The organism is Thermostilla marina, from assembly GCF_054657455.1.
In genome coordinates this window covers 156,799-177,997 of the sequence record NZ_BAAHYR010000001.1, presented here as the reverse complement: position 1 = coordinate 177,997, position 21,199 = coordinate 156,799, and the positions used below count along the sequence as shown (strand labels likewise).

At 62.6% G+C, this 21,199-nt stretch carries 18 protein-coding genes; all 18 read right to left on the bottom strand.

Annotated elements, in window-relative coordinates; translation table 11 throughout:
- Positions 1-91 precede the first annotated feature (91 nt).
- Positions 92-1,147, bottom strand: coding sequence for a FemAB family XrtA/PEP-CTERM system-associated protein (locus ACYQ2I_RS00660; protein WP_460165053.1), 1,056 nt, complete (start codon positions 1,145-1,147; stop codon positions 92-94).
- 16 nt (positions 1,148-1,163) lie between these two features.
- Complete coding sequence (locus tag ACYQ2I_RS00655) at positions 1,164-2,342, bottom strand: glycosyltransferase family 4 protein (protein ID WP_460165052.1); 1,179 nt, start codon at positions 2,340-2,342, stop codon at positions 1,164-1,166.
- Positions 2,339-3,574 (bottom strand): glycosyltransferase, encoded by a 1,236-nt coding sequence (locus tag ACYQ2I_RS00650; RefSeq protein ID WP_460165051.1) that lies wholly within the window; start codon positions 3,572-3,574, stop codon positions 2,339-2,341. Before ACYQ2I_RS00650 ends, ACYQ2I_RS00655 begins: the two co-directional genes overlap by 4 nt.
- Positions 3,567-4,709, bottom strand: a complete 1,143-nt coding sequence (locus ACYQ2I_RS00645; protein WP_460165050.1) for a glycosyltransferase — start codon at positions 4,707-4,709, stop codon at positions 3,567-3,569. Before ACYQ2I_RS00645 ends, ACYQ2I_RS00650 begins: the two co-directional genes overlap by 8 nt.
- A gap of 82 nt (positions 4,710-4,791) precedes the next feature.
- Positions 4,792-5,766 carry a UbiA prenyltransferase family protein gene (locus ACYQ2I_RS00640; RefSeq protein WP_460165049.1) on the bottom strand — a complete coding sequence of 325 codons (975 nt, stop codon included), beginning with the start codon at positions 5,764-5,766 and terminating at the stop codon, positions 4,792-4,794.
- Positions 5,763-6,290: a YqeG family HAD IIIA-type phosphatase gene (locus ACYQ2I_RS00635; RefSeq protein ID WP_460165048.1), complete on the bottom strand. Its 528-nt coding sequence runs from the start codon at positions 6,288-6,290 to the stop codon at positions 5,763-5,765. Before ACYQ2I_RS00635 ends, ACYQ2I_RS00640 begins: the two co-directional genes overlap by 4 nt.
- Positions 6,291-6,356: 66 nt before the next feature.
- Positions 6,357-9,212 carry a hypothetical protein gene (locus tag ACYQ2I_RS00630; RefSeq protein ID WP_460165047.1) on the bottom strand — a complete coding sequence of 952 codons (2,856 nt, stop codon included), beginning with the start codon at positions 9,210-9,212 and terminating at the stop codon, positions 6,357-6,359.
- Positions 9,202-11,130, bottom strand: coding sequence for an asparagine synthase (glutamine-hydrolyzing) (asnB, locus tag ACYQ2I_RS00625; protein WP_460165046.1), 1,929 nt, complete (start codon positions 11,128-11,130; stop codon positions 9,202-9,204). The genes ACYQ2I_RS00630 and asnB overlap by 11 nt, the downstream gene beginning before the upstream one ends.
- Before the next feature lie 52 nt (positions 11,131-11,182).
- On the bottom strand, positions 11,183-11,788 hold the full coding sequence (locus tag ACYQ2I_RS00620; protein WP_460165045.1) for an acyltransferase: 606 nt from the start codon (positions 11,786-11,788) through the stop codon (positions 11,183-11,185).
- A complete protein-coding gene (locus ACYQ2I_RS00615) occupies positions 11,785-12,870 on the bottom strand; it encodes a glycosyltransferase family 2 protein (protein WP_460165044.1) in 1,086 nt (361 codons plus the stop codon). Before ACYQ2I_RS00615 ends, ACYQ2I_RS00620 begins: the two co-directional genes overlap by 4 nt.
- Positions 12,867-14,060 (bottom strand): glycosyltransferase, encoded by a 1,194-nt coding sequence (locus tag ACYQ2I_RS00610; protein WP_460165043.1) that lies wholly within the window; start codon positions 14,058-14,060, stop codon positions 12,867-12,869. Before ACYQ2I_RS00610 ends, ACYQ2I_RS00615 begins: the two co-directional genes overlap by 4 nt.
- Before the next feature lie 31 nt (positions 14,061-14,091).
- Positions 14,092-15,027, bottom strand: a complete 936-nt coding sequence (locus ACYQ2I_RS00605) for a glycosyltransferase family 2 protein (RefSeq protein ID WP_460165042.1) — start codon at positions 15,025-15,027, stop codon at positions 14,092-14,094.
- Positions 15,028-15,071: 44 nt separating this feature from the next.
- A complete protein-coding gene (locus tag ACYQ2I_RS00600) occupies positions 15,072-15,929 on the bottom strand; it encodes a sulfotransferase (RefSeq protein ID WP_460165041.1) in 858 nt (285 codons plus the stop codon).
- A complete protein-coding gene (locus ACYQ2I_RS00595; protein ID WP_460165040.1) occupies positions 15,926-16,951 on the bottom strand; it encodes a glycosyltransferase family 2 protein in 1,026 nt (341 codons plus the stop codon). Before ACYQ2I_RS00595 ends, ACYQ2I_RS00600 begins: the two co-directional genes overlap by 4 nt.
- A gap of 49 nt (positions 16,952-17,000) precedes the next feature.
- Entirely contained in the window at positions 17,001-18,224 is a 1,224-nt protein-coding gene (locus ACYQ2I_RS00590) for a glycosyltransferase family 4 protein (protein WP_460165039.1), read from the bottom strand.
- A gap of 64 nt (positions 18,225-18,288) precedes the next feature.
- Positions 18,289-19,260, bottom strand: a complete 972-nt coding sequence (locus ACYQ2I_RS00585) for a GDP-mannose 4,6-dehydratase (protein ID WP_460165038.1) — start codon at positions 19,258-19,260, stop codon at positions 18,289-18,291.
- Between the two features lie 61 nt (positions 19,261-19,321).
- Entirely contained in the window at positions 19,322-19,957 is a 636-nt protein-coding gene (locus ACYQ2I_RS00580; RefSeq protein ID WP_460165037.1) for a class I SAM-dependent methyltransferase, read from the bottom strand.
- Positions 19,957-21,198 carry an ABC transporter ATP-binding protein gene (locus ACYQ2I_RS00575; RefSeq protein ID WP_460165036.1) on the bottom strand — a complete coding sequence of 414 codons (1,242 nt, stop codon included), beginning with the start codon at positions 21,196-21,198 and terminating at the stop codon, positions 19,957-19,959. Before ACYQ2I_RS00575 ends, ACYQ2I_RS00580 begins: the two co-directional genes overlap by 1 nt.
- Between the last annotated feature and the right edge of the window lies 1 nt (position 21,199).

Here is a 21,199-nt window from a genome sequence, read left to right as displayed (position 1 = left end):
ATCCTCGCCGCTGCGAGAAAGAGAGTTCCGCTTTCCTCAATGCTATCACACGGAAGACGCCCGTCGTCGTCGCGGGGGCCGGCTTCTCCCACTAGGGAATGCCGCGCACGACCACAGGCCCTACGATCCGCGTAAACCACACAGGCAGCCGCTTCCACAGGCGGACGGCCCGTTGGTATTTCGGATTGTCCGGTCGAACCTCTGCCATCGTACTGCCGAGCGGAGCGTACTGCCACACCGCCGGATGGGGGGCGGCGCCCCATTGCTTCTTGAAACGGAACGTCGGACTATCCACGGTGCTTCGGCCGAAGTCGAAGGTGCGTCGGCCTCGTTCGATGGCGCGGCACAGCAGGTGATAATACATCAGCATGTTGGCATTGGTTGAGTTGTACCGTCGCAGCGAACTGGCGCTGGGAACCTCGGTCGTCCCGCGACCATGCACGAGCATCGCTCCGGCAACAGCCTTGTTGCCCATCCGCACGACGCAAATCTCGGCATTTTCTCCCAAGTGCCGAAGCATCGCCGCGAACAACCGCTTCGAAAAAACGGGCGTTCCCAAGTCTCGCATGTTGTGTGCAAACACGCGGTAGAAATCGTTCAACAGTTCGTAGCGTCCCCAACACACTTGCAACCCCGACCGCTCGCCTTTGCGTACCTGATTGCGGACCTTGGCCCGAAAACCTTTCCACAACGCCTCGGGCGAATCGGGAAGCGGCAGCCGCATATGCACCTTGTCGGTTCGCTCGTGCGTCAATTGCGGATGGGCGATCCGCCGCTCGTGCCGTAGTTCCAAGTGCCGCACACGCAGCGAACGGGCAAGCGCGACCGCTCGATCGATCAAGGCCCCGGCCGTCTCGTCGTCCGAATCGGTCGTCAATACACCGCCGGTATTCAAATACGGCAACGACACGAGGAACCGGCCGAAAAACACGCTTTTCACGAGTGCCAACAGCACAATCCCGTGGAGGCGCCCGTTCTCTTCGGCGATCAATGCGCCGGGGACGTGTCGAAGACCGTCACGAAGAATCAACGGCCATGTCGGATCGAAGGCCGGGGCCAGGGACTCGAATTCGTCCGTGAACGCCCGCAACCGGTCGAGCACGTCGGGATACTGTTCGGCCGAAATGTAGTCGATGCGGCGAGTCATGGTGTGCGGCGTTCGTCTATCGTTTCTCGTGCTTCGCGGTCCGATTCGCGTCGAGGACTTCGCGGTAGAGTTCGATCACCCGCTGCATACGTCGGGCAAACGAGTATTCCGACTCGATCTTCCGTCGGGCGGCACGTCCCAACTCGGCGGCAAAGGCGGGCTCATCGGCAATCCGTTGAATCGCATCACGAAACGCACCGACATCTCCCGGCGCGCACAACAGCCCCGTCTTTTCATGGTCGATCGCTTGCGGAATACCGCCGGTGGCCGAGGCCGTCGTCGGCAGCCCTGCCGCCATCGCCTCGAGCAATACGTTGGGCAACCCCTCGCGCAAACTCGGCAACACGAAGGCGTCGGCCGCGCGGTACCACGGAACCGGATCGACCTGAAACCCGGCAAAAAAGACGTCCTTGTCGCGTCCCTTGCGGTGTAGCTGTGATCGCAAGGCGGATGCCCCGTCCCCGTCACCCACCAAGACGACCAGCGGCGGTCCCTTGGGCGTACGCACTTCGCCTGCGGCCGCCAACAGCGTGGGCAAGTCTTTTTCTTCCGAGATGCGTCCTACCCACAGCACGACGAAGCGGTCTGCGGGCAACCCCAACGAACGACGCAGCGAGGCACGGTCGACCGGAACGTCGTAAGGACGCACGTCGATCCCGTTGGGAATCACGCGACAAATGCGCTGCGGGATCCCGGCGCGGCAACACTCCTGTTGCAGTGCCTCCGACACGCAAATCACTCGTACGAAGTGCCGAAGCACGAACTTATGAATGCGGTTGTAGAGTTTTGCCCGGCCGGTATGCACGCCCCATCCGTGCGCGGTCGACACCAGGTGCATGCGATGAAATCGGGCCGCCAGCAGGCCGAAGGTGTCGGTCTTGTAGTCGTGACCGTGCCACACGGCTACGTTCTCTTCGCGGCACAGTCGCACCAGTCGACGAAGCAGCGACACATCGAACGGTCCGTGATCGTCGAATTCGAGCAATGTGATGCCCATCGACCGGGCACGCGCGCGCAATGCGTCGAAGCCCGGATCGTTCGGTGGGCGCAAGTACGCGCACACGCACCGAAACCCGGCTTCTTCCAGATAAGGCGGCGAATGCAGAATCGTCTTTTCGGGGCCGCCTCCGGTGCCGGTGACCATCCGCACATGCAGGATGACCGGCCGCTTTACAGGGGAATCGTCGTGCGTCATGGGGTGCCTCCCGTTGGAGGCATCGACGATCCCCCCGGGCCGAATTGCCCGGCCAACTCCGTCAGTCGTCGCTCCAGCGCGGCGGCGCGATGATCCCAGCTTTCCTCGGCGACGCGACGACGCGCCTCGCGTTGCTCCGGCGGCAAGCCGGTTTCCAGTCGCTTTTTCACCAGCGCGGCAAAGCGTTCGGGCGAGTCGGCGATGTCCAACGCATCGGCCCATGCGCGATGCGCCGGAAGATCGCACACGACCGCGGGCTTGTCGGTCGACAAATACTCCAGCAGCTTCAACGGCGCCGCGTCGATGACCGCCTGGTGCCGCCGATACGGCATGATGAGCAGATCGGCCGCGGCGGCCGCCTGCGGAAGTGCCTCGTACGGGACGGCGCCGGGTAAAACGACGTTTTCCAGTTGCGACAACTTCGGCGGGCAATCGCTGACCGGTCCGATCAGGACGACCGTTCCCGGTGCCGTTGCGCGGGCAGTTGCGGCCACGGTCTCTTCGTCGACTTGCCAATTGACCGATCCCCAAAAGACGACCAGCGGACGCGGGCAATCGTTCAAACGCGCAAGCGACGGCTCGTCGATCCGTCGTCCGCAGGCTTGCCGCCACATGGCATAATCGACACCGTGGGGAAGCAACAAGGCGTGTCGTCCTCGCTGCGCCATGCGTTCGACCAATTGCGTGCCCGCCGCGACGATCTCGTCCACCCGCTCGATCAAACGACGTTCCAACAAATCGATCGTCGGGCCGTGCATCTCGGGCCATTCGCTGAAGTTGTCGACGCAATAGTACACCCACGCATCGACGGGCAGGCGACCGACCAAATCGGCCACGATCGGTATCGTCGTGAAGGCGATGCGGGGCGACGGTAACGATTCGACTCGCGGCGACAATTGCCGTAACAGCAACCGCCGATTCAACCGGCGGTCGAATTCGCGGCGGAAGAACGGCCACATCCGCGGATCGACGATTTCCGGTGCCGGTGTGTCGCGACCTTGCAACGGCGCGTGTCGCGATACGGAGAACCAACCGCGCAGTTTTTCCAACCCGCGGCGGAAAGTCACCCGATCGAGACGCGGTTCACGCATACCGATGGTATTGACCCACAACACCCGATACCGACCGAGGAACCGCCGAATCAAGTGCTGGCAACTCGAAGGATGGCGTCCCCAGTCGTCCGAGAAGACCACCAGCGAAAACCGGGAATTCGACGCGTCTCGTTCAGACATGCGGCTTTCCGTAAACGGCTTCTTTCAGCACGGCGGCATAGCGCGCGTGCATTGCGCGCTCGTCGAACAACGTGCGTGCCCGTTCTCGTCCGGCGGCTCCCAAGGTCGCGCGACGATCGGGATCGGCGAACAGCGCTGCGACGGCTTCACCCATCGCCCGCGGGTCACGCGCGGGCACCAGAATGCCCGTCTCGCGTGTGACGACTTCCGGCAATCCCCCCACGTTCGTGACCACCGTCGGCAAGCCGGCAGCCATCGCCTCGATCACCGTAACGGGAATGCCCTCGCTGAGACTGCTGAGCACGAACACATCGGCGGCAGCCAACAATTGGGGAACGTCGCGCCGCATCCCCAACAGCATCACGGCTTGGTCCAGGGTATGTTCGACGATGAATCGCTCGATCGTATTCCGCTGCGGGCCGTCGCCTACGATCATCAGCCGCGCTTGGGGAAATCGCGATCGCACGTGTCGAAACGCTTCGAGTGCCGTTAGGTGGTCCTTGATCGGGTCCAACCTGGCAACTTGCACGGCAACAGGGGCGTCGCCGTCGATTCCGAGCCGGCGACGGACGAGATTCCGCGACTCGGCCGCAGTTGCGATCGCCGCCGTATCGACGCCGTTGTACACGACCTCGATCCGACGAGCGGGGATCCCTTCGTTCTTCACCAACGCTTCGGCAACCTGATTTCCCACTGCCAGCACGCGATCGTTCTTTCGCAGCAACAGGCGATTGACGAGCACGTGTTTCCACGACCGCCGGTCGGGATGGAAGCGGCCGTGCTCGACGAAGACGATCGGCGGCCGGGAACCGCCTCGCCGGGAAAGAAGCGCGTAAAAGAACGGTGTGTATTGATGGGCCAGGTAGACATCGACGTTGTTCTCGCGGGCGTACCGCCGCAGTGCGGTCGCGCATCGACGATCGAACCCCGGCTTCCGGCCGAGCACGTGTACGGCGAAGCCTTGGGCACGCACGGTTTCAGCCGACTCGCCGGCCTCGTCGAGACACACGAACGAGATCCGAAAGCGGCCGGCCGACCGTTCCGCCAGCCGTTGCGCAAGCACTTCGGCACCGCCGATCGAAAGGCTGTGCAACACCTGGCACACGTGCGGTTTGTCGGTCGCGGGAGTGTTCAACGGCGGTCTTTCCGACACGAATCGCAAATGTTCGACGCCCTGTGTAGACGAAGCACGCGATACCTAAGCCCGGTCGCGGCGGTCACAACCGCCACAGCGGGGGAACGGTCGCCTCGGGCACGTTCAGCAAGCGACGCAGGGCGTCCAGTTCGACGAACATCAACAACACGAACACCACGAGGCAAACCATCAGGTACGCCATCAAACGGCGCTCGCGGTACAGGCGTTCCGGGCTGCCCGCCGCACTGTGCGGTTTGAGCGTGATCGACAAATAGAACGCGAAAAAACCGGCAATCAGCGGAATCGAAAGGATCAGCTCGACGTGGTACCGCACGATGAACACGCCCAAGAACAACGCGGCCGCCGTCGCATAGAAGAACATCTGGATGAGTAGTTTCGTATCGTCGTAATGCCGGAACGAAGGTCGATACGCCCCGGCCGTGTCGCGATCACCGATGCTGCGTATTTCGGCCAAGCGTTTTCCGGCCATGAAGAACCCGCCGGCCATCCAATACGAAACAACCAGCGACAACGGCGGCACGCTCGTCGCACTCACGGCGAACCATCCCAGCAGCAACCGCAGCGGATTGTTCACCGACTCGGCGAGTACGTCGAGGTAGGGCCAATCTTTGAGACGCAGCGGCGGGACGTTGTAGACCGCTCCCATCGCGGCGAACACGCACGCGGCCACGAAAAACGGACGATTGATCGACCACGCAAGCGCACATCCGACGGCCAGCAACACCGCCCAAAAGACGACGACCGTCTTCCGGCCGACGGCGCCGCGGGCAACGGGCCTGTTGCATTTTTCGGGATGACGCCGATCGAACGGGGCGTCGAACCACTCGTTGATCACGTAATTGGCCGAGGCGACCAGACATACCGCGACCAGCGCTACGGCGATCGCAAACGGATCGAATCGCCATCGGTCGCCGGAGTGCATCTGATAGAAATACGCCAGCACGACGCCCAGCAACATGAAGACGTTCTTGAACCAGTACTCCGGGCGTGCCAGCGCGATCAGGTCGCGAAAGCTGCTGCGAGGTGCCGTGCTCACGATTCGGCGTCTCCGGTCGGAGAGGTATCTTCAAACGGAACCGCCCGCAGCCACCAGCGTTCCAAGGGCCGTTTCATCCGCGTGTAAAAGCCTTCCTGCTCGGGATGGATCGGGGCGACGAGGATGGTCGTCAGGCCGGCCCAGTTTCCCGCCCACACGTCGGCAAACACCTGATCGCCGACCATGGCGGTTTCTTCGGCATCGACGTTCAGCCGCTTCAATCCGCGGCGCAAGGCGAACGGAAACGGTTTGAGCGCCGTTGCAATGTACGGAAGTTCCAGCGATGCCGCGATTTTCGCGATGCGTCGCGTGCCTCCGTTCGAGACGAGGCAACATATCGTCCCCGACGCTTGCACCTGGGCCAACCAACGCAGCACGTCGTCCGACACTTCGCGATCGCGGTACGCCTTGAGCGTCGAATCGACGTCCAGCAACAGCGCCCGCAGACCACGCGCGCGCAACCACTCGGGTGAAAGGTCCATGACCGAACGAACGCGAAAATCGGGAATCCACAAACGTCGCATACCTGGAACGGGCTTCCTTACCGTTTGAAAAATGCGTGCGCCGGTCGCACGACCGGGAACGCGTCATCAGTTTCGCCATTGCCTCAACAATTGTATCAGACGTCGCACGTTTTGCGGGCGTGTCAAGGCCGCAGCAAGCCGCAACCAGCCCGCGGGTGACTTGAGCATCTGTTTTACACGGGCCTTTTGCGGGACGAACATCGGCGGCGCCGCCCCGAACTCACCGAAGTCTTCGCAATAGGGGCCGGGTCCTTCTTCGGCCTCGACCGCCCGCCAGAGGGCGTCGCGCAAGCCTTCGACCAGGACGACGGCGGTCGTCCGCACGTTTTTGTACGTCTCGAACGAAAACAGGTCGCTCCAGGCTCGATCAGCGATTTCGCGTGCCCGATCGAGCAATCGGCGGCGTAGAGAGGCGTCGGCGTACAACGATGCCGCCCGCATCGCGTTCGCCTTGCGCAGATCTTGGGCGGCCCAGACTTCGGTGGGAAACGCCAGCTCATTCCGGCGATCCAAGAAGGGACGCTCATTTTCGCCCATCCACCGCCCGAGCCGGACCAGCGATGCCGCCGCGTAACGGTACATGTCGTCTTTCGTTTCAAGCCGGCGTTTCCAAAAGAGATACCGGGCCAGCACGTTCATGTACATCACGTAGGACCATCGCCGCTCGGCGTCGGCCGGTTGCCATGCGTCGATGTCGGCATTGGGATGAATCGTCCGCCGGATGAGAGCTTCGGCCGCTTCGCGGTATCGGGGCGCATCGCGCTCTCCGACGATCCATTGGTTGATCAACGCATTGATCGAATTCGCAGCACCGCGGCCGGGTCCGTGATAGTCGAGCGAACTGGTCGCCGTGGCCAAGCCGGTGGGGCCCGAATCGAGCAAGAAGAACGGGGTTCGGGAACCGTCTTCCATTTGCATGACCCAACGTGCCGCGCGGCACACGACACCTTCGCCTTCCTCACTGAAGAGGGCACCGGTCGTGTAATTGTGCTCGCAACTGGGACCTCCGCCGTAGCCGCGGCCGGTTGCGTTGCATTTCGAAAACGCCCGGTGCGTCGCCGTGTGGGCCGAAAGATAATGATCCGTCATCCAGAACAGACCGCCGCAAAAACTGGGGCGATCCTCATCGGTGTCGTAGGTGTCGATGTCGGCGACGTGCCGAAGCAGGTTTTCCGCCTCGGCCGCAAATCGAACATCGCCGGTCAGCGCCGAGCGCAACAGGAAGCCGTAGACCAGGTCGTACTGATTGTTGAAGTGCGATACCAGGGGCGACTTTCCTCGATAGTGGCGCGCCTCGTGATCGGCGGGTAAGTCTCCATCGTGGCGCCAGCCGTACTCATCGAACGCGTCGCGCAGTTGCTCCAATTCGTCGCCCGAGTAGGTGGCCTGTCGCCATTTTTCGAGAATCCGGGCTGTTTCCGGCGGCGGTTCGTCGAGCACGCTCGCGTGCGTTTCGCAAAACTCGAAGCCCATCAAGTCGTCCCACAACACGGCCGAGACGGCAGCCGAGGGCGGCAACGTCGCGCGCAACCGATCATGCACCCAGTCGAGCGTCGTTTCGACGGGATGCTCTTTCGGCGACGTGTGTATTCGCAGCCAAAACGTATGCGTCTTCTTCTCGCCGCCTTGCAGTTCGTGGAGGTCGTCCCATTCGGCGGGAAAGATCGCAAATTCGAGCGACGTCGGCGTGATGCGCAAGCTCTTGGGAAACGTCTGCCAGAAGCGTTCGGCACCGAATTCGAGAACGGCCTCGTCCCACGCGATCGCCGCCACGGGCGACGCCCGCTTTCCGGTCGCCGATGTTTCCCGGCCGCTGGCGCGCAGGATCGTCCGATAACCCTCCTCGCGGATCGGCACTTGCCCGTGCCGATTTACGTGCGTGGGATGTTTCGGATTCGGTCCCCCGCTGCCGCCTTGGAACAACGACCAGGCGAAGTCGTCTTTCGGCGCGAAGCGGCGGGCTTCGGCGGACGGCGTTTCTTTGAGAACAATCTCTTTCGGACGCTCGGCAAAACGAACTCGGAAGACCAACTCGCGAAACAGAATCGATCCCGGATCACCCAAATCCCACAGACCGCCTCGGTGCCGCGCCCTGCCCGTGTTGTGCAATACGGCATCCAGACGTACCAATCCGCCCGGATACACGCGCACGTGGACCGTCAAGCGAAGCTTCTTGTCGCATTCGCGTTGCGGTTCGACGGGCGTGCACTCGAAGCGGTAATGGGCCTCGATCGACACGTCCGATTCGGCGTAGATGTCGTCGGTACGAAACTCGATTTCGTTTCCGCGATCGTCGATCAGCACGAACGTGCCTTCGGCGACTTGGTCGATCGGCGTCTCTTCGAAAGGGGCGTGGTCGACGGTCGTCGTTTCGACGTCGATCTTGCGGCCGTCGCCCTGCAAGCACGCAGCCGGGTTGTGGATCAGCTCGCCGGGCACCCGGCCCGCTTCGAGGCGAAAGCGGCCGTGCGGTTCGGGTGCGACGAAAACGGCATCATCGGTAAAAAAGCGGTCGGGTGTGGTTGCCGTGCCTTTTTCCACCCGCAAGGCCAGCGAGTCCAACCGTGCGACGAACTCGGTATCGAACTGCGACGGATCATCCGGAATGCCGTCGCGGCCCGACCCGACGATCAAGGAGAATGCCTCCGGGTTTTTTTCGATTTCGCGGACGACGTGGGGCAAAAGCACGCCCACGGCTTTCATGCTTCCAACGGGTCCGTGGCCGGGAACCGGTTCGAACAGCCCGCAGAGGCCGTGCGGCCCGAGCAAGAACAGACCGTCCACGTCGCACGGCAGCGGGCCGGGAAGCAGGACGGTGACCGGTTCCATCGCATCGCGAGTCGAAACCGACCGTCCGCAGCGCGCGAATCGGATGGGAACGATCGGTACATTCCAGCCGTTCGGCCGGTTCTCAAGCCCCATTGCCTTCTTCTCCGGTGGTTCCGTGTGCGGTTCCGTAGGCTTGGAACCACAACGAGAGGACGAGAATCGCCCACAAGATTCCGCCCGCCTTCGCCCGTCGGCTGCGGTGGGCTTCGAACAAGCGGCGCACTTCGCCCATGTCGAAAATCGTCGCCTGCGGCGCAGACGCCGGGAAGACCGTCTCCTCGAAAAGGGGCCGCAAATCTTCCCGCAACCAGCGGTCGACGGGAATCTCGAACCCCTGTTTGCGTCGATACAGGATATCCTTCGGGAGTACGTCGCGAAAGGCGTATTTGAGAATGAATTTCGTCTCGCGATTCACCTTGAAATGCGAGGGAATCAGCCCGGCGAAATTCATGACGTACACATCCACCAAGGGCGGGCGTACCTCGAGGCTCGCGGCCATGCTGGCCCGATCGACCTTGGTCAAGAAATCGTCGGGCAGAAGGATCGCGATATCGGCCGCCGTCATACCCGCCAGCAGGTCGCCGCCGGCCGCCTCGTAACCGCGGCGAAACTCGGCGATCACGCACTCTTCAGGCCGGTAGTCGCCCACGGATCGCAGAAAATCGGAATGCAACAGCCGCCGCCGCAAACCGGGACGACACCACGAAATCGTGTTCGCGTAGGCCTCTGCCGGATCGCGGGCAAGGTTTTCGAGAAACGTCTTCAACCGCAACGGCCGCGGCAACCGGTCGGCCTTCGGCCACACTTTCGAAAGCGGCGACAACACACCGCGCCGAAACGCAGCCGGAAGCAACGACCGAACACGGCCTTCCCAAAGATCGTGGGCGTAGCGTCGGTATCCGCCGAACGCCTCGTCGCCGCCGTCGCCCGAAAGCGCCGCCTTCACGTGCCGCCGCGCGGCTCGACAGACGAGCATCGACGGCAACGCGGAACTGTCGGCGAACGGTTCATCGTAGTGATACACGAACCGTTCCAACAGGGTGTCGAGATCGGCGGTCAGGATTTCTTCGTGGTGCGGACAATGAAAGGTTTCGGCGGTCAACCGGGCGTAAGGCAGCTCGCTGAATTCGGCCTCGCGAAAACCGACCGAAAACGTTTCGATCGGATCGTGTCGCGAGGCGGCAGCCACGATCACGCTGGAATCGATGCCTCCGCTGAGAAACGCGCCGACGGGTACGTCGGCAATGCGGTGTGCCTGTACCGCCTCGTCGATCTCGTCGCGGACATCCTCCGCCCAGTCGTCCAGGTTCAAGTGCCGGTTCGGTCGTGGTTCCCAACGCCAATAGCGTTCGGCACGCGGCCGCCAGGTATTGCGGTCGACCACCAACGTCGTTCCGGCGTGCAGCTTCCGAACGTCGCGAAACACCGATCGTTCGCCCACGATGCAGCCGAACGTCATGTAATCGACGACGGCGAACGGATCGATCGTACGATCCAGCGGCGTCAGCGCGGGAATCGCTTTCAGTTCCGAAGCGAACACCAGGCGGTCGGCGTCGAAAGCGTAATACAGCGGCTTTTGTCCCACCGGATCGCGGGCCAGGATGAGCCGTTGCGTCGCGGTATCCCAAAAGGCGAAGGCGAACATGCCGCGCAGCCGAAGGACTGCGGCCTCGCCCCACCGGACCAGCGCCGCCAGCAAGACTTCGGTATCGCTTTGCGTGCGGAATCGCCATCCCGATTTTTCCAAGCCCGGCCGCAGGTCGCGGTAGTTGTAGATTTCGCCGTTGTAGACGAGGACGAATCGACCGTCGGGGGAGACCATCGGTTGGTCGGCTTCCGCCGAGATGTCGATGATCGACAGTCGACAATGGGCCACGCCCGTCCCCTCGCGCGACCACGTGCCTTGGGCGTCGGGCCCACGGTGGCGTAATCTTTCTGCCGCCGCGCGAAGCGAGGCTTCGTTCACGGGATGCTGCGACTGGCGAAAGACGATGCCGGCGATGCCGCACACGGGAAGAAAGCGCGCCTATCGAAAACGGAAAACCAATGGAACGCCGAGGGGGTTATGTTTCGGCGATGTCGCGGCGGTCGGCGATAATGCGGGCGGGCACACCCGCCACCACGGCCCAACTGGGAACCGGCCGCGTGACGACCGCCCCGGCTGCCACGACCGCGTGATCCCCCACATTCGCCATGATCACCGCCCGCTCGCCGATCCAACAATCGGCACCGATCTTCAACTTCACGAACTCGCCCGGTTGTTGCCGGATGGGGATGTCGATTCGGCGGATGCCGTGCTGCTTGCCGCCGTTGATGATCGAGACGCCCGAGGCGATCAACGTCTCGTCGCCGATACTCACATCCCCGATCACGCAGTACGCGCCGATGTAGACCGATTCGCCCAGCGACACCGTCGGATGGGAAAAGATCGTCCCGTAGCTGATGACGACATCGTTGCCCATCCGGCGAAAAACCTTCCGGTAAAACGCTCGCCGCAGGTACTCACCGCCGACACCGGGAGCCCCCGCCAATTGCTGGGAAATCGCTTGAAACGCCCGGTCGCGCCCGAGGGCGCCGATCATCATGGAATAGCGCATGCGCCACACCGTCGCCTTCAACGAGGCGAACAGGTTTCCGAACGTCTTCGGCAGGGAAGGACGATCCTTCATGCGGTTTCCTGTGGGGTGTCGGCGTGTGCGCCTGTGATACCGGTTTTCGACACCGTGTGACTGTCGGATGGATCGGCGAAATGCGGGCTCAAGGTGAACGGATCTTCCTGGGGCTGCTTGAATCGGCGGCGGACGTGTCGAATCCCGTTCAACACCCGCGGCGGCAACCACGCCAGCGTCCACAAGATCGCCGTGCGGGCTCGAAACCGCCAGCGCAGGGCACGGGCGAACCGGCGCCGCGCCAGCCGATGTTCACGGTAATCCAAGTGGAACGTGCCCAACAAGTCGTACAAGTAGGCCATGCGGTCGCGCATTTGCCGGCGCCGCCGTTTCGGCTCCTCACGCAACACACGCTCCAACAACCGAAGCTGCTCGGTGAGCATTGCGCGGCGGTCGAACGTGCCTTGTTCGCCGTGGATGCGAAAGACCGTCAACGGTTCGTCGACATACGCGAATCGGCACACGCGGGCGAAACGCAGCCACAAATCGTAGTCTTGAACGGTGTTGCCGCGAACCAAGGGACTGGTCAATCCCACGCGGGCGAACAGGTCGCGTCGCACGGCCACACTCGAATTGCAAATGGCGTTTCCCGCCAACAAGCGGTCGTAACATTCACCGATCAACAATTCGGGCTGCGCCGAAGGATCGATCGGATCGACGAACTTTTCGGCAGGTTGCAGATAGTGTAGCGTGCCGGTGTGCACCAAACCCACCTGCGGATCCCGAAAGCACGCGACCTGCTTTTCGAGCTTTGCGGGCAGCCACCAATCGTCTTGATCGAGGAAGGCGACGATTTCGCCGCGGGCATGAAGGATCGCTCGGTTCCGCGCCGCGCCGACGCCGTAGTTCGGCTGTCGAATCACGCGCACCGGCGGCCCGTACGACGCCGCGATCGCCGCCGAATCGTCTTGCGATCCGTCGTCGACGACGACGATTTCGATCGGGCGATACGTTTGTTCGAGTACGCTTTCCAGTGCCTTGCGAAGAAACGGCGATCCGTTGAAAACGGGAACGACGACACTGACCAACGGGGCGTCGTCGCCGGTACACAAGGGAGTCGTTTGGGGACGTTCGTGCGTCATGGCAATCCGACCGATCCGGCCGATTCGAGAAGAGACTGCAGGCGTTCGACGTACAGCGCGGGATCGTATTCGGCCCATACGTGCTGCTGCGCGGCCGCCCCCAGCCGCGCCCGCAACGCCGAATCGTCGATCACCCGCTGCAATGCCCCGACGAGTGCCCCGAGATCACCGGGCGGGACGAGCAGCCCGGTTCGTTCGTGGGAAACGATTTCCCGCGGACCTTGTACGGCGGCGGCGACGACGGGCTTGCCCATCGCGCCGGCTTCCACCAATACCAGTCCAAACGATTCCTCCCGCGACGTCAACAAAAGCGCATCCGAAGCCGCCAACGCTTCGCACACATCATCGACGAAGGGGAGGGTGAATACCCCATCCGAGGAGTTCGTCTCGGCAATGCGGGCTTGCAGTGCGGGTTTGAGCGGCCCCTCTCCGGCGAACACGAGCACGGCTTCCTTGCGGTTCGCCCGCAAGAACGCCTCGAGTGCCGTGAAGGGATCCTTCCGTTGCGAGAAACGTCCCAGCCACAAGATGAGCGTCTTGTCGAGCGGTATTCCGTGTCGCCGGCGGAATGCCCGGCGTGCGGCTTCGGCTTTTTCGTCCGAGGGGACCGCATCGCGTGAAAGGCGGACCGGGTTCGGAACGACGGTCGCCTTGGCTTGGGGTACTTCGGGCGCCGCTTCGCGCGCCGCCTGCGACTCGAACACGACCCGCGCCGCCCAACGTCCGATCCGCCGTCGAATCGCCGGAAGCGGCATCAGCCGTGTCGGCCAGTAGTTCGGCGTCAAAACCTCGTGCACATGCCACACGTGCGGCACACGGGCCCGTCTCGCCGCCAATGCGGCTTCGAATACGACCGCCGAATTCGTGTAGACCACGCTGAACCTTTCGCGTCGCAACGCGCGGGCCAACCGCCGGATACGAAACAGACCGCGCCCGAGCAGGTTCTTCCAGTACCACCACGAACGCTCGTAGCCGAGCCACCAACTGAAGTACGGGATTTCGACACGACAACCGGCCGCACGCGCCCGCGCGATCATCGGCCCTTCGGCCGCAAATCCCACCGTCACGTCGAACCGTTCGCGGTCGAATCGCTGAAGGAACGTGTCGAGGCACCATTCGGCACCGCCCGGTTGCGCCGAATGGGCCGCACAGTAGATGCGAAGCAGCTCGCTGCGGGAAGAAGCGTTCACGGCGGAGTCGTCGCCTTCGAAATACCGCTACTCACGAGTTGCGCCTTTTGCGAAGCCACGCGTCGAGGCGATCTTTGATCGCGTAGGCGAACCGGGGATACAACCGTTCGGTCGTGATCGATTTCGCCTCGGGAGGAAGCAGCTCTGCGCGGGGAAAGCGCGCCAGGAAATCGCGGATCGCGTGATATTGCGTCCATTGTCGGGCGTATTTCGCCTGCGTCGCCACGCGGCACATCAACCGCAGATAGCCGCCGCGTACGGCATCGGCCTCGGACGCGGTGATTTCCTCGCCGAGCCGGTCCAGGTACGCCTCGATCGCCCGAAACCGGGCGACGACCATGTCGGCCCGAGCGCTTTGCCCTGCACGATGCACGCGATAGCCCGTCAGGTATTCGGGCACCAAGCGTACTTTCGCTTTGCGGGCCAATTCGAGGAAGTAGATCAAGTCTTCGCCGTCTTGCGTCCACTCGGGAAACCGCAAGTCGAGGCGGCGGGAGACGAGCAAACTCGAAATGCGGAACGGGTTGTCTTCGGCGACGTGCGCCGGCGTGTATCGCCGGGATTCGGGGATCGCTGCCAGATCGACACGGCCGTCCATGTCGCCGAAAAAGTAGAAATTCGTGTGGACGACGTCGGCTTCGGCGGCGGTTTCGAGCTGCCGTGCGAGTTTCGTCGGCGCCCACAAGTCGTCGGCGTCCAGGAACGCGATCCATTCGCTCGACGCCGCTTCGATGCCGCGGTTCCTCGCCGCCGATTCGCCGCGGTTTTCCTGCCGAATCACGCGCACCGGCGGGCCGAACGACTCGGCCAGCGCCGCCGAGTCGTCTTCCGAACCGTCGTCGACGACGATGATTTCCTGCGGACGTACCGTTTGCGCGAAAACGCTGCGCAGCGTCGCCCCCAGGTAACGGCTCGAATTGTACGCCGGGATGACGACGCTCACCGGCGCCGTAACAGGTTCCGTCATGCGGTCGTCTCAGTTGCTGCGGTGTTCGACGGCACGCCTAGCGTTCACCAGCGGTCGTCCGCTACGTATCCCAGGGCGATCAACTCGCGTCCGGCGATTCGCTTGAACTGCCGTTTTTTCCAATAGGACCAGCTTTGCCAGCGGCCGACCGGCTTGAAGTCTTTCGGCTTTTCGACAGGCTTCCAGTGCAATTCGCCCTCTTTGATGCGAATGTCGGAAGAACCGCGGACGGGCATCGCATCGAGCTTTTCCCAGGGGAACTTGTCCGGATCGCCGCCCACGAAGCGAACCAGGCGTTCGACCTTTTCCCGCCCGGCCAAAAGATCCTCGTAGCGCACAAGCAATGTCCGTTCTTTCTCCTCGGGCGAAAGCGCGTCCATAAAGGCAAGGATTTCTCGAGCATTCTTCGCCCACGATCGCATCCACGTTTTCGCGGGCTCGTGCGGCCACGAGCGGCACGCCGATTCGACCACGTCGCGTCCGTCGCGCACCAACAGCACCAGCAGGCACGCGGGAAACAACCGGCGAAAATGCGTCAGTCCCCACGGATCCGGCGTTTTCGTGAGCAATCGTTTTCCCGGTTCGATGAACGAGTACAAGAATCGCAGCAATCCTTCGCCCAGCTCGCCGAGCAGCCGTGTCTTACACGCTGCAAATTCGGCTTCGTCGGAAAAGCGCTTGCGGTACTGTTCTTCAGACGTGCGTTCGGCGTACTCGACCAGCAGCTTTGCATGTTCGAGAAGATAGTCTTCCGAGATCGGATTGGGCAATTGGAACTCGGACATCAGGCGCAGCAGGTCGGCGACGAAGTTCGATCCGCAGCGGCGATGCACGCCGATCAAGAACACCGGCGGTTCACGGCGGCAAGGATCGAGGGTCGAAGGGGCGCCTTCCGCGTTCATGGAGTACTCCTCGAAGCTGGTGTCGTCTTGGTGTCGTTCGTCTGCAAGCCGAACGGCGACGCGGCCTCGGCCGCAGCTCGGATTCGGGCGAGGCGTTTGCCCTCCATCTGCCCGGCAAAAAGCGCGCAATCGTAGGCCGCACGAAAGCGGACCACCGGCGACAGCGCCAAGCGCGTCAGCAGGTAGCGCCAGGTTTTGGCAATCCGGATCCGCAGCATCCAGCGGGGGTATCCGAACACACTCGCCGAAGGGTCGACCTCGGCCATGCCCGCCCCGAAGCCCATTTTGTACGCGCGGCGGATCGCCCAGCGAGGCGTGCAGCGGTCGCGCGGTACCCAGTGATACACGATCGCCTCGGGAATGTAGCACGGGCGACAACCTCGCCGATACAACCGCAATTGCAAGTCGGTCTCGCACCCGCAGGCGATGTTGCCTTCACCCGGTCCCAACCGTCTTTGAAAGCCGCCCGCCAAGCGAACCGTCTCGCTGTGCGCCGCCCAATTGGCGCCCAAGAACAACGGCTGCGGCGGCAGATCACGCGACGGCTGGTAGGCTTCCGGGGACCCATCCGCCTCCGCCGGATTCCACTTCCAACCTCGCGCCGAACGCGGCAGATACGGCAGCAACCACGGCTTCGGCGGTGTTTCGTAGTCCACACCCAATGGGCCGCCGAAGAACGTGTCCTTCGCAGCCTCGCGAATCGCCGCCGCGTAGGCACCGGGCGTTCCGGGCGGAATTCGCAGGTCATCGTTCAAGAACCACAACCACGCATCGGCGGCGCGTTCCAATGCGAAATTCAACGCCGCGCTCATGCCCGCGGTCGGACAATACAGATATTGCACGCGGCAGGGCAGCTCGCACTGGGCAACGGCCCGCTCCACGCCCGCTTGCGCGCCGTTTTCGATGATCCACAACGCGTCGACGGCACCGGGGGTGATCGCGGTGCGGAGCGAGTCGAGTGTCCGCAGCAAAAGCCGCGGTCGGCCGTGCGTCGGAATCAAGGCGATCAGGGGATCGGACATGCGAACAAATAGGATGATGCGGAATCAACCGCTGCCGCGCGAGCCGGCCTCAAAGTGATTCCACGGGTTCTCCGGCGGCAATGCGGGCGTAGATATCGGCGACTTGCGCGGCAATGGTGCGGCGATCGAGGCGTTCGGAAATGATCTTCCAGTTGATGTCGGCAGCTTTGTCGACGAGCGCGTCGTCGGTGAGCACGCGACGAATCGCGTCGGCGATCGGATGCGGATCCTCCGGCGGTACGAGAATCCCCGATGTACCGTCGATGAACCATTCGCCTGCGGCGGCCGTGTTCGATTGGATGGGAAAGGAACCCATCATCATCGCTTCCAACGACGAGATCGAAATGGCGTCGCTGATATTCACGCCGATCGACGTGCGGGCGCGGCCGTGGTATTCGAGCATGCGTTCGTGGGGGACGTGCTTGACCGTTTCGACCTCGACTCCCGTATCTTGTGAGAACAGCTCTACGGCGATTTCGACCGCTTCGGGATCGCGGCCCCCGGTATAGACAACGAGCTTGTAACCGTCGAGCAGATCGACACACAGCCGCAACGCATACAAGGCGGTCAAGGCTCTTCCCGCCCAATCTTGGTATCCCTTGAGCACGATCGTCCGCCGTTTCGAGGGCGGGACGCTCGACCGCAACGCGCGGGCGCGATCGAGATCGAAACCGCCCGCCACGGGAATGACCGGCAAGATCGTGCCTGCGAAACCGCGTTCGCGGGCCAGCTTTACGTCTCTGGTGCATTCGCACCAATAGTAGTCGCATTCGGCGAGAATGCGGTTCAAGCGATCGCGGTACTTGGCCGTGCGGCCGAACAAGAACAAGTCGCTGCCCCAATTACTCACGATCCACGTCGGAAACGGCTTTTGACACAGCGGCTTCGCGTCGAGAACGGGAAGCCCTCCCCGGTGCAGCGTAAGCGAGTGGATGATGTCGGGCTGCAACCGGTCGATCAGCCGGGCCAGGCGCCACGCTTGATCGTCGAACTGCGGCACCATCCGTCGGACGAGATTCGACGCCTTGTATCGGCCCGGCAAACGCCACGAACGTCCCCAAGCCGTTCCGAAGCGGTCCACCTTGCGAACGGAAGGATCGGCCGCAGCCGTCGCGGGATCCTCCAGGTCGTAGACCGTCACATCCTTCAGCTCGGGGTGAATACGAAAGTACGGCGTCGGGAAAAGGTGAATATCCCAGCCGCGGCCTTGGATCTGCTCGATCCAACGAACGAGGTGAATCGAGCCCGAAAGCCCCGTGAACAAGATTCGCATGGTGTGTTCGATCTCGGTCGATGCGGTGTGCGGGCGAACCGGGTCGTGCGAAGAATCGGCCGTTTCACACGCGTTCGGTTTCGCGCATCCAGGCGATGACCTCGCGAAGAATGTCGTCCAGCGTGCGGCGCGGTTCGTACCCGATCGCCTTGCGCACTTTGGTCAAATCGGGTACGCGGCGAAGCATGTCTTCGAAACCCGAGCCGAAGGCTTCTTCGTACGGAATGTAACGGATTTCCGATTCGCTGCCGGTCAGTTCGCGGATCCGTTCGGCCAGCTCGCCGATCGAGATTTCCTGGTCGTTGCCTACGTTGAAGACCTGTCCGCGGCAGGCGGGCGTTTCCATCAGTTTCCGCAACGCGCCGACGACGTCTTTCACGTGCGTGAAGCAACGGGTCTGTTTCCCGTCGCCGTAGACGGTGATCGGCTCGTTCCGCATCGCCTGGCGGACGAATCGGGGAATGACCATCCCGTATTGTCCCGTTTGCCGCGGTCCCACGGTGTTGAACAACCGCGTGATGATCACCGGCAACCGCGAATGATGCCAGTAGGCCAACGCCAAAAACTCGTCGAGCGCCTTGCCGGTGGCGTAGCTCCAACGTCGATAGGTGGGCGGTCCGATGACCAGGTCGTCTTCTTCGCTGAAAGGAACCCGCTGCGACTTGCCGTACACTTCGGAAGTCGAGGTGAGCAAAATCGGTCGACGGTACCGTGCCGCGGCATTCAAGATCGTCATTGAACCTTCGACGATCGTTTCGATCGTCTTGACCGGTTGTTCGATGATCAGCCGCACCCCCACCGCCGAGGCCAGGTGAAACACGGCATCGGCCTCGCGGACGCACTCGAAGGTGATCGACGCGTCGGTCACCGAGCCGTAGACGATCCGCAAGTGCGGATGGCCGTCGATGTGCGCCACATTTTCGTGACGTCCGGTCGAATAATCGTCGAGCAGCACGACCTCGTGTCCGTCGGCCAGCAGGCTTTCGGCCAGGTGCGAGCCGATGAATCCCACGCCGCCGGTGATCAGGTATCGCATGGAAGTCTCCGTATCGAATGAACGATCGAATGTTCGGTAAGCGGTTCGACGCCGTATCGCGTCACCAGTTTTTGTGCTTGCTCACCTGGCGGAACGCCCGCCACCCGCGGAGGAAATGCTCCCACCGCCGATGCCGCCGCCACACCTCGTAGGGTATCGCCTTCTTGTTCGACAAGAGCAACACCCAATCGAAGCCGGTCGAGGCGACCAGGCGATGCTTGACGTCGCGGAAGTCGTCGGGTGTCCACTCGCTGACGTGCCGTTCGTATTCGTTGTCGAACACGGCCCCTTGCTCGTGGACCTCGATCGGCGTACACACGAGCAGATAATCGGCCTTGGCGAGGCACATCTCGCGGAATCGTTCGCCGTAATCACGCTGGAAATGTTCCCACACGTCGAGGACGACGATCAAGTCGGCATCGGGCAATTGCGGGAGGCACTCCGCCGCGTCGCCTACGATGACCTTGTCGTAAGCGTAGTCCCACAGGGCGTTGCGGTAGTCGGCGAAGGCCTCGATCCCGTAGATTTTCGTTTGCCACGACTCGCGGTGATAGTTCTTGGCCCAAATATCGGTGAACTCGCGCACGAGCACGCCCGTCTTCCCGTGCCCGACGCCCACGTCGATCACGCTCGCGGGCGCCAGTCGCAAAATGATGTCGTGGACGACCGACAGGGTTCTCGGTTCGCTGGTGGGCATCAGTCGGTTCTCTCCCAAAGGCAATGGGGCGTCAACAGCCCCGGGCAGCTCATGATGTCGGAGCCCCGCAACGGTGTGTCCTGGTACACGTCGAATTCGAGCACGGCACGGCGATTTTGCAGCTCGCGCAGGCCCCTTTCGGCCGTCACCAGGCCGACGAGATACTTTCCGCCGGGCAGCAGTTCGGCGGGAATGGTGCAACGCAGTCGGAACGGACCGACGTCGTCCAAGATGCCGTACGATCGATCTTGTTCGAAGCTGTGCGTGCGGAAGAGCAGTACGTCGTCCAACGTCCGCACGTCGAGCGCCACGATGTACCGGCCCCGGCGCCGAACCACGCCCTCGACCTCGATTTCCAGCGGCTTGCTGCGAGGAAAGAGCGTAGCGGGAATGCCGTCTTCGGCGGCGATCTTCACTCGGCGGACGACGAGCGGCAACTCGGGATCGTCGGGCAGATCGGTACAGCCGACGGCCTTCAGGTCGAACGCCTTGGTCAGATAGTTCATGACCACTTCCTGGGCGGAACCTTCCATGACGACGCGGCCCCGCTCCAAGGCCACCGCTCGCGTGCAAAGCTGCGTGACCGCCTTCATGTTGTGGCTGACGAAGATGACCGTGCGTCCTTCTCCGGCGACGTGTCGCATCTTGCCCAGGCATTTCGCTTGAAAGGCGGCGTCGCCGACGGCCAGAACTTCGTCGACCAGCAAGATTTCGGGTTCGAGGTGGGCGGCGACGGCAAATCCCAGCCGAGCGAACATGCCCGAGCTGTACCGTTTCACCGGCGTATCCAGGAACTCGTCGATGCCCGCAAACGCCACGATCTCATCGAACTTGGCGTCGATCTCTTTCTTGCGCATTCCCAAGATCGAGCCGTTGAGGTAGATGTTCTCCCGGCCGGTCAAATCGGGGTGAAAACCCGCGGCGATTTCGATCAGCGCCCGCAAACGCCCGTTCACGCGGAAGTAACCGCGGTTGGGCCGGATGATCTTTGCCAGGACCTTCAGCAGCGTACTCTTGCCCGCCCCGTTCGCACCGACCAGACCGAGGACTTCGCCCCGGCGAACCTCGAAGCTCACGTCGCGCAGGGCCCAAAAATCGCCTTCCGCCAGCTCATCGCGGCGCGGACCGCGGCCGGTCAACCGCTTGGCGACCGCGGGAATCAAGTCGCGCAGGCTGTCGTGAAATTCGCCTCGGTGGAACTTCTTCCAAATTCCGCAGACTTCGACCGCGATGTCGCTCATC

Excerpts from the sequence above, each read along its gene's own strand:
- ACYQ2I_RS00660 (WP_460165053.1), bottom strand. The coding sequence starts at position 1,147 with ATGACTCGCCGCATCGACTACATTTCGGCCGAACAGTATCCCGACGTG.
- ACYQ2I_RS00655 (WP_460165052.1), bottom strand. The coding sequence starts at position 2,342 with ATGACGCACGACGATTCCCCTGTAAAGCGGCCGGTCATCCTGCATGTG.
- ACYQ2I_RS00650 (WP_460165051.1), bottom strand. The coding sequence starts at position 3,574 with ATGTCTGAACGAGACGCGTCGAATTCCCGGTTTTCGCTGGTGGTCTTC.
- ACYQ2I_RS00635 (WP_460165048.1), bottom strand. The coding sequence starts at position 6,290 with ATGCGACGTTTGTGGATTCCCGATTTTCGCGTTCGTTCGGTCATGGAC.
- ACYQ2I_RS00630 (WP_460165047.1), bottom strand. The coding sequence starts at position 9,212 with ATGGGGCTTGAGAACCGGCCGAACGGCTGGAATGTACCGATCGTTCCC.
- ACYQ2I_RS00620 (WP_460165045.1), bottom strand. The coding sequence starts at position 11,788 with ATGAAGGATCGTCCTTCCCTGCCGAAGACGTTCGGAAACCTGTTCGCC.
- ACYQ2I_RS00615 (WP_460165044.1), bottom strand. The coding sequence starts at position 12,870 with ATGACGCACGAACGTCCCCAAACGACTCCCTTGTGTACCGGCGACGAC.
- ACYQ2I_RS00605 (WP_460165042.1), bottom strand. The coding sequence starts at position 15,027 with ATGACGGAACCTGTTACGGCGCCGGTGAGCGTCGTCATCCCGGCGTAC.
- ACYQ2I_RS00600 (WP_460165041.1), bottom strand. The coding sequence starts at position 15,929 with ATGAACGCGGAAGGCGCCCCTTCGACCCTCGATCCTTGCCGCCGTGAA.
- ACYQ2I_RS00595 (WP_460165040.1), bottom strand. The coding sequence starts at position 16,951 with ATGTCCGATCCCCTGATCGCCTTGATTCCGACGCACGGCCGACCGCGG.
- ACYQ2I_RS00590 (WP_460165039.1), bottom strand. The coding sequence starts at position 18,224 with ATGCGAATCTTGTTCACGGGGCTTTCGGGCTCGATTCACCTCGTTCGT.
- ACYQ2I_RS00585 (WP_460165038.1), bottom strand. The coding sequence starts at position 19,260 with ATGCGATACCTGATCACCGGCGGCGTGGGATTCATCGGCTCGCACCTG.
- ACYQ2I_RS00580 (WP_460165037.1), bottom strand. The coding sequence starts at position 19,957 with ATGCCCACCAGCGAACCGAGAACCCTGTCGGTCGTCCACGACATCATT.
- ACYQ2I_RS00575 (WP_460165036.1), bottom strand. The coding sequence starts at position 21,198 with ATGAGCGACATCGCGGTCGAAGTCTGCGGAATTTGGAAGAAGTTCCAC.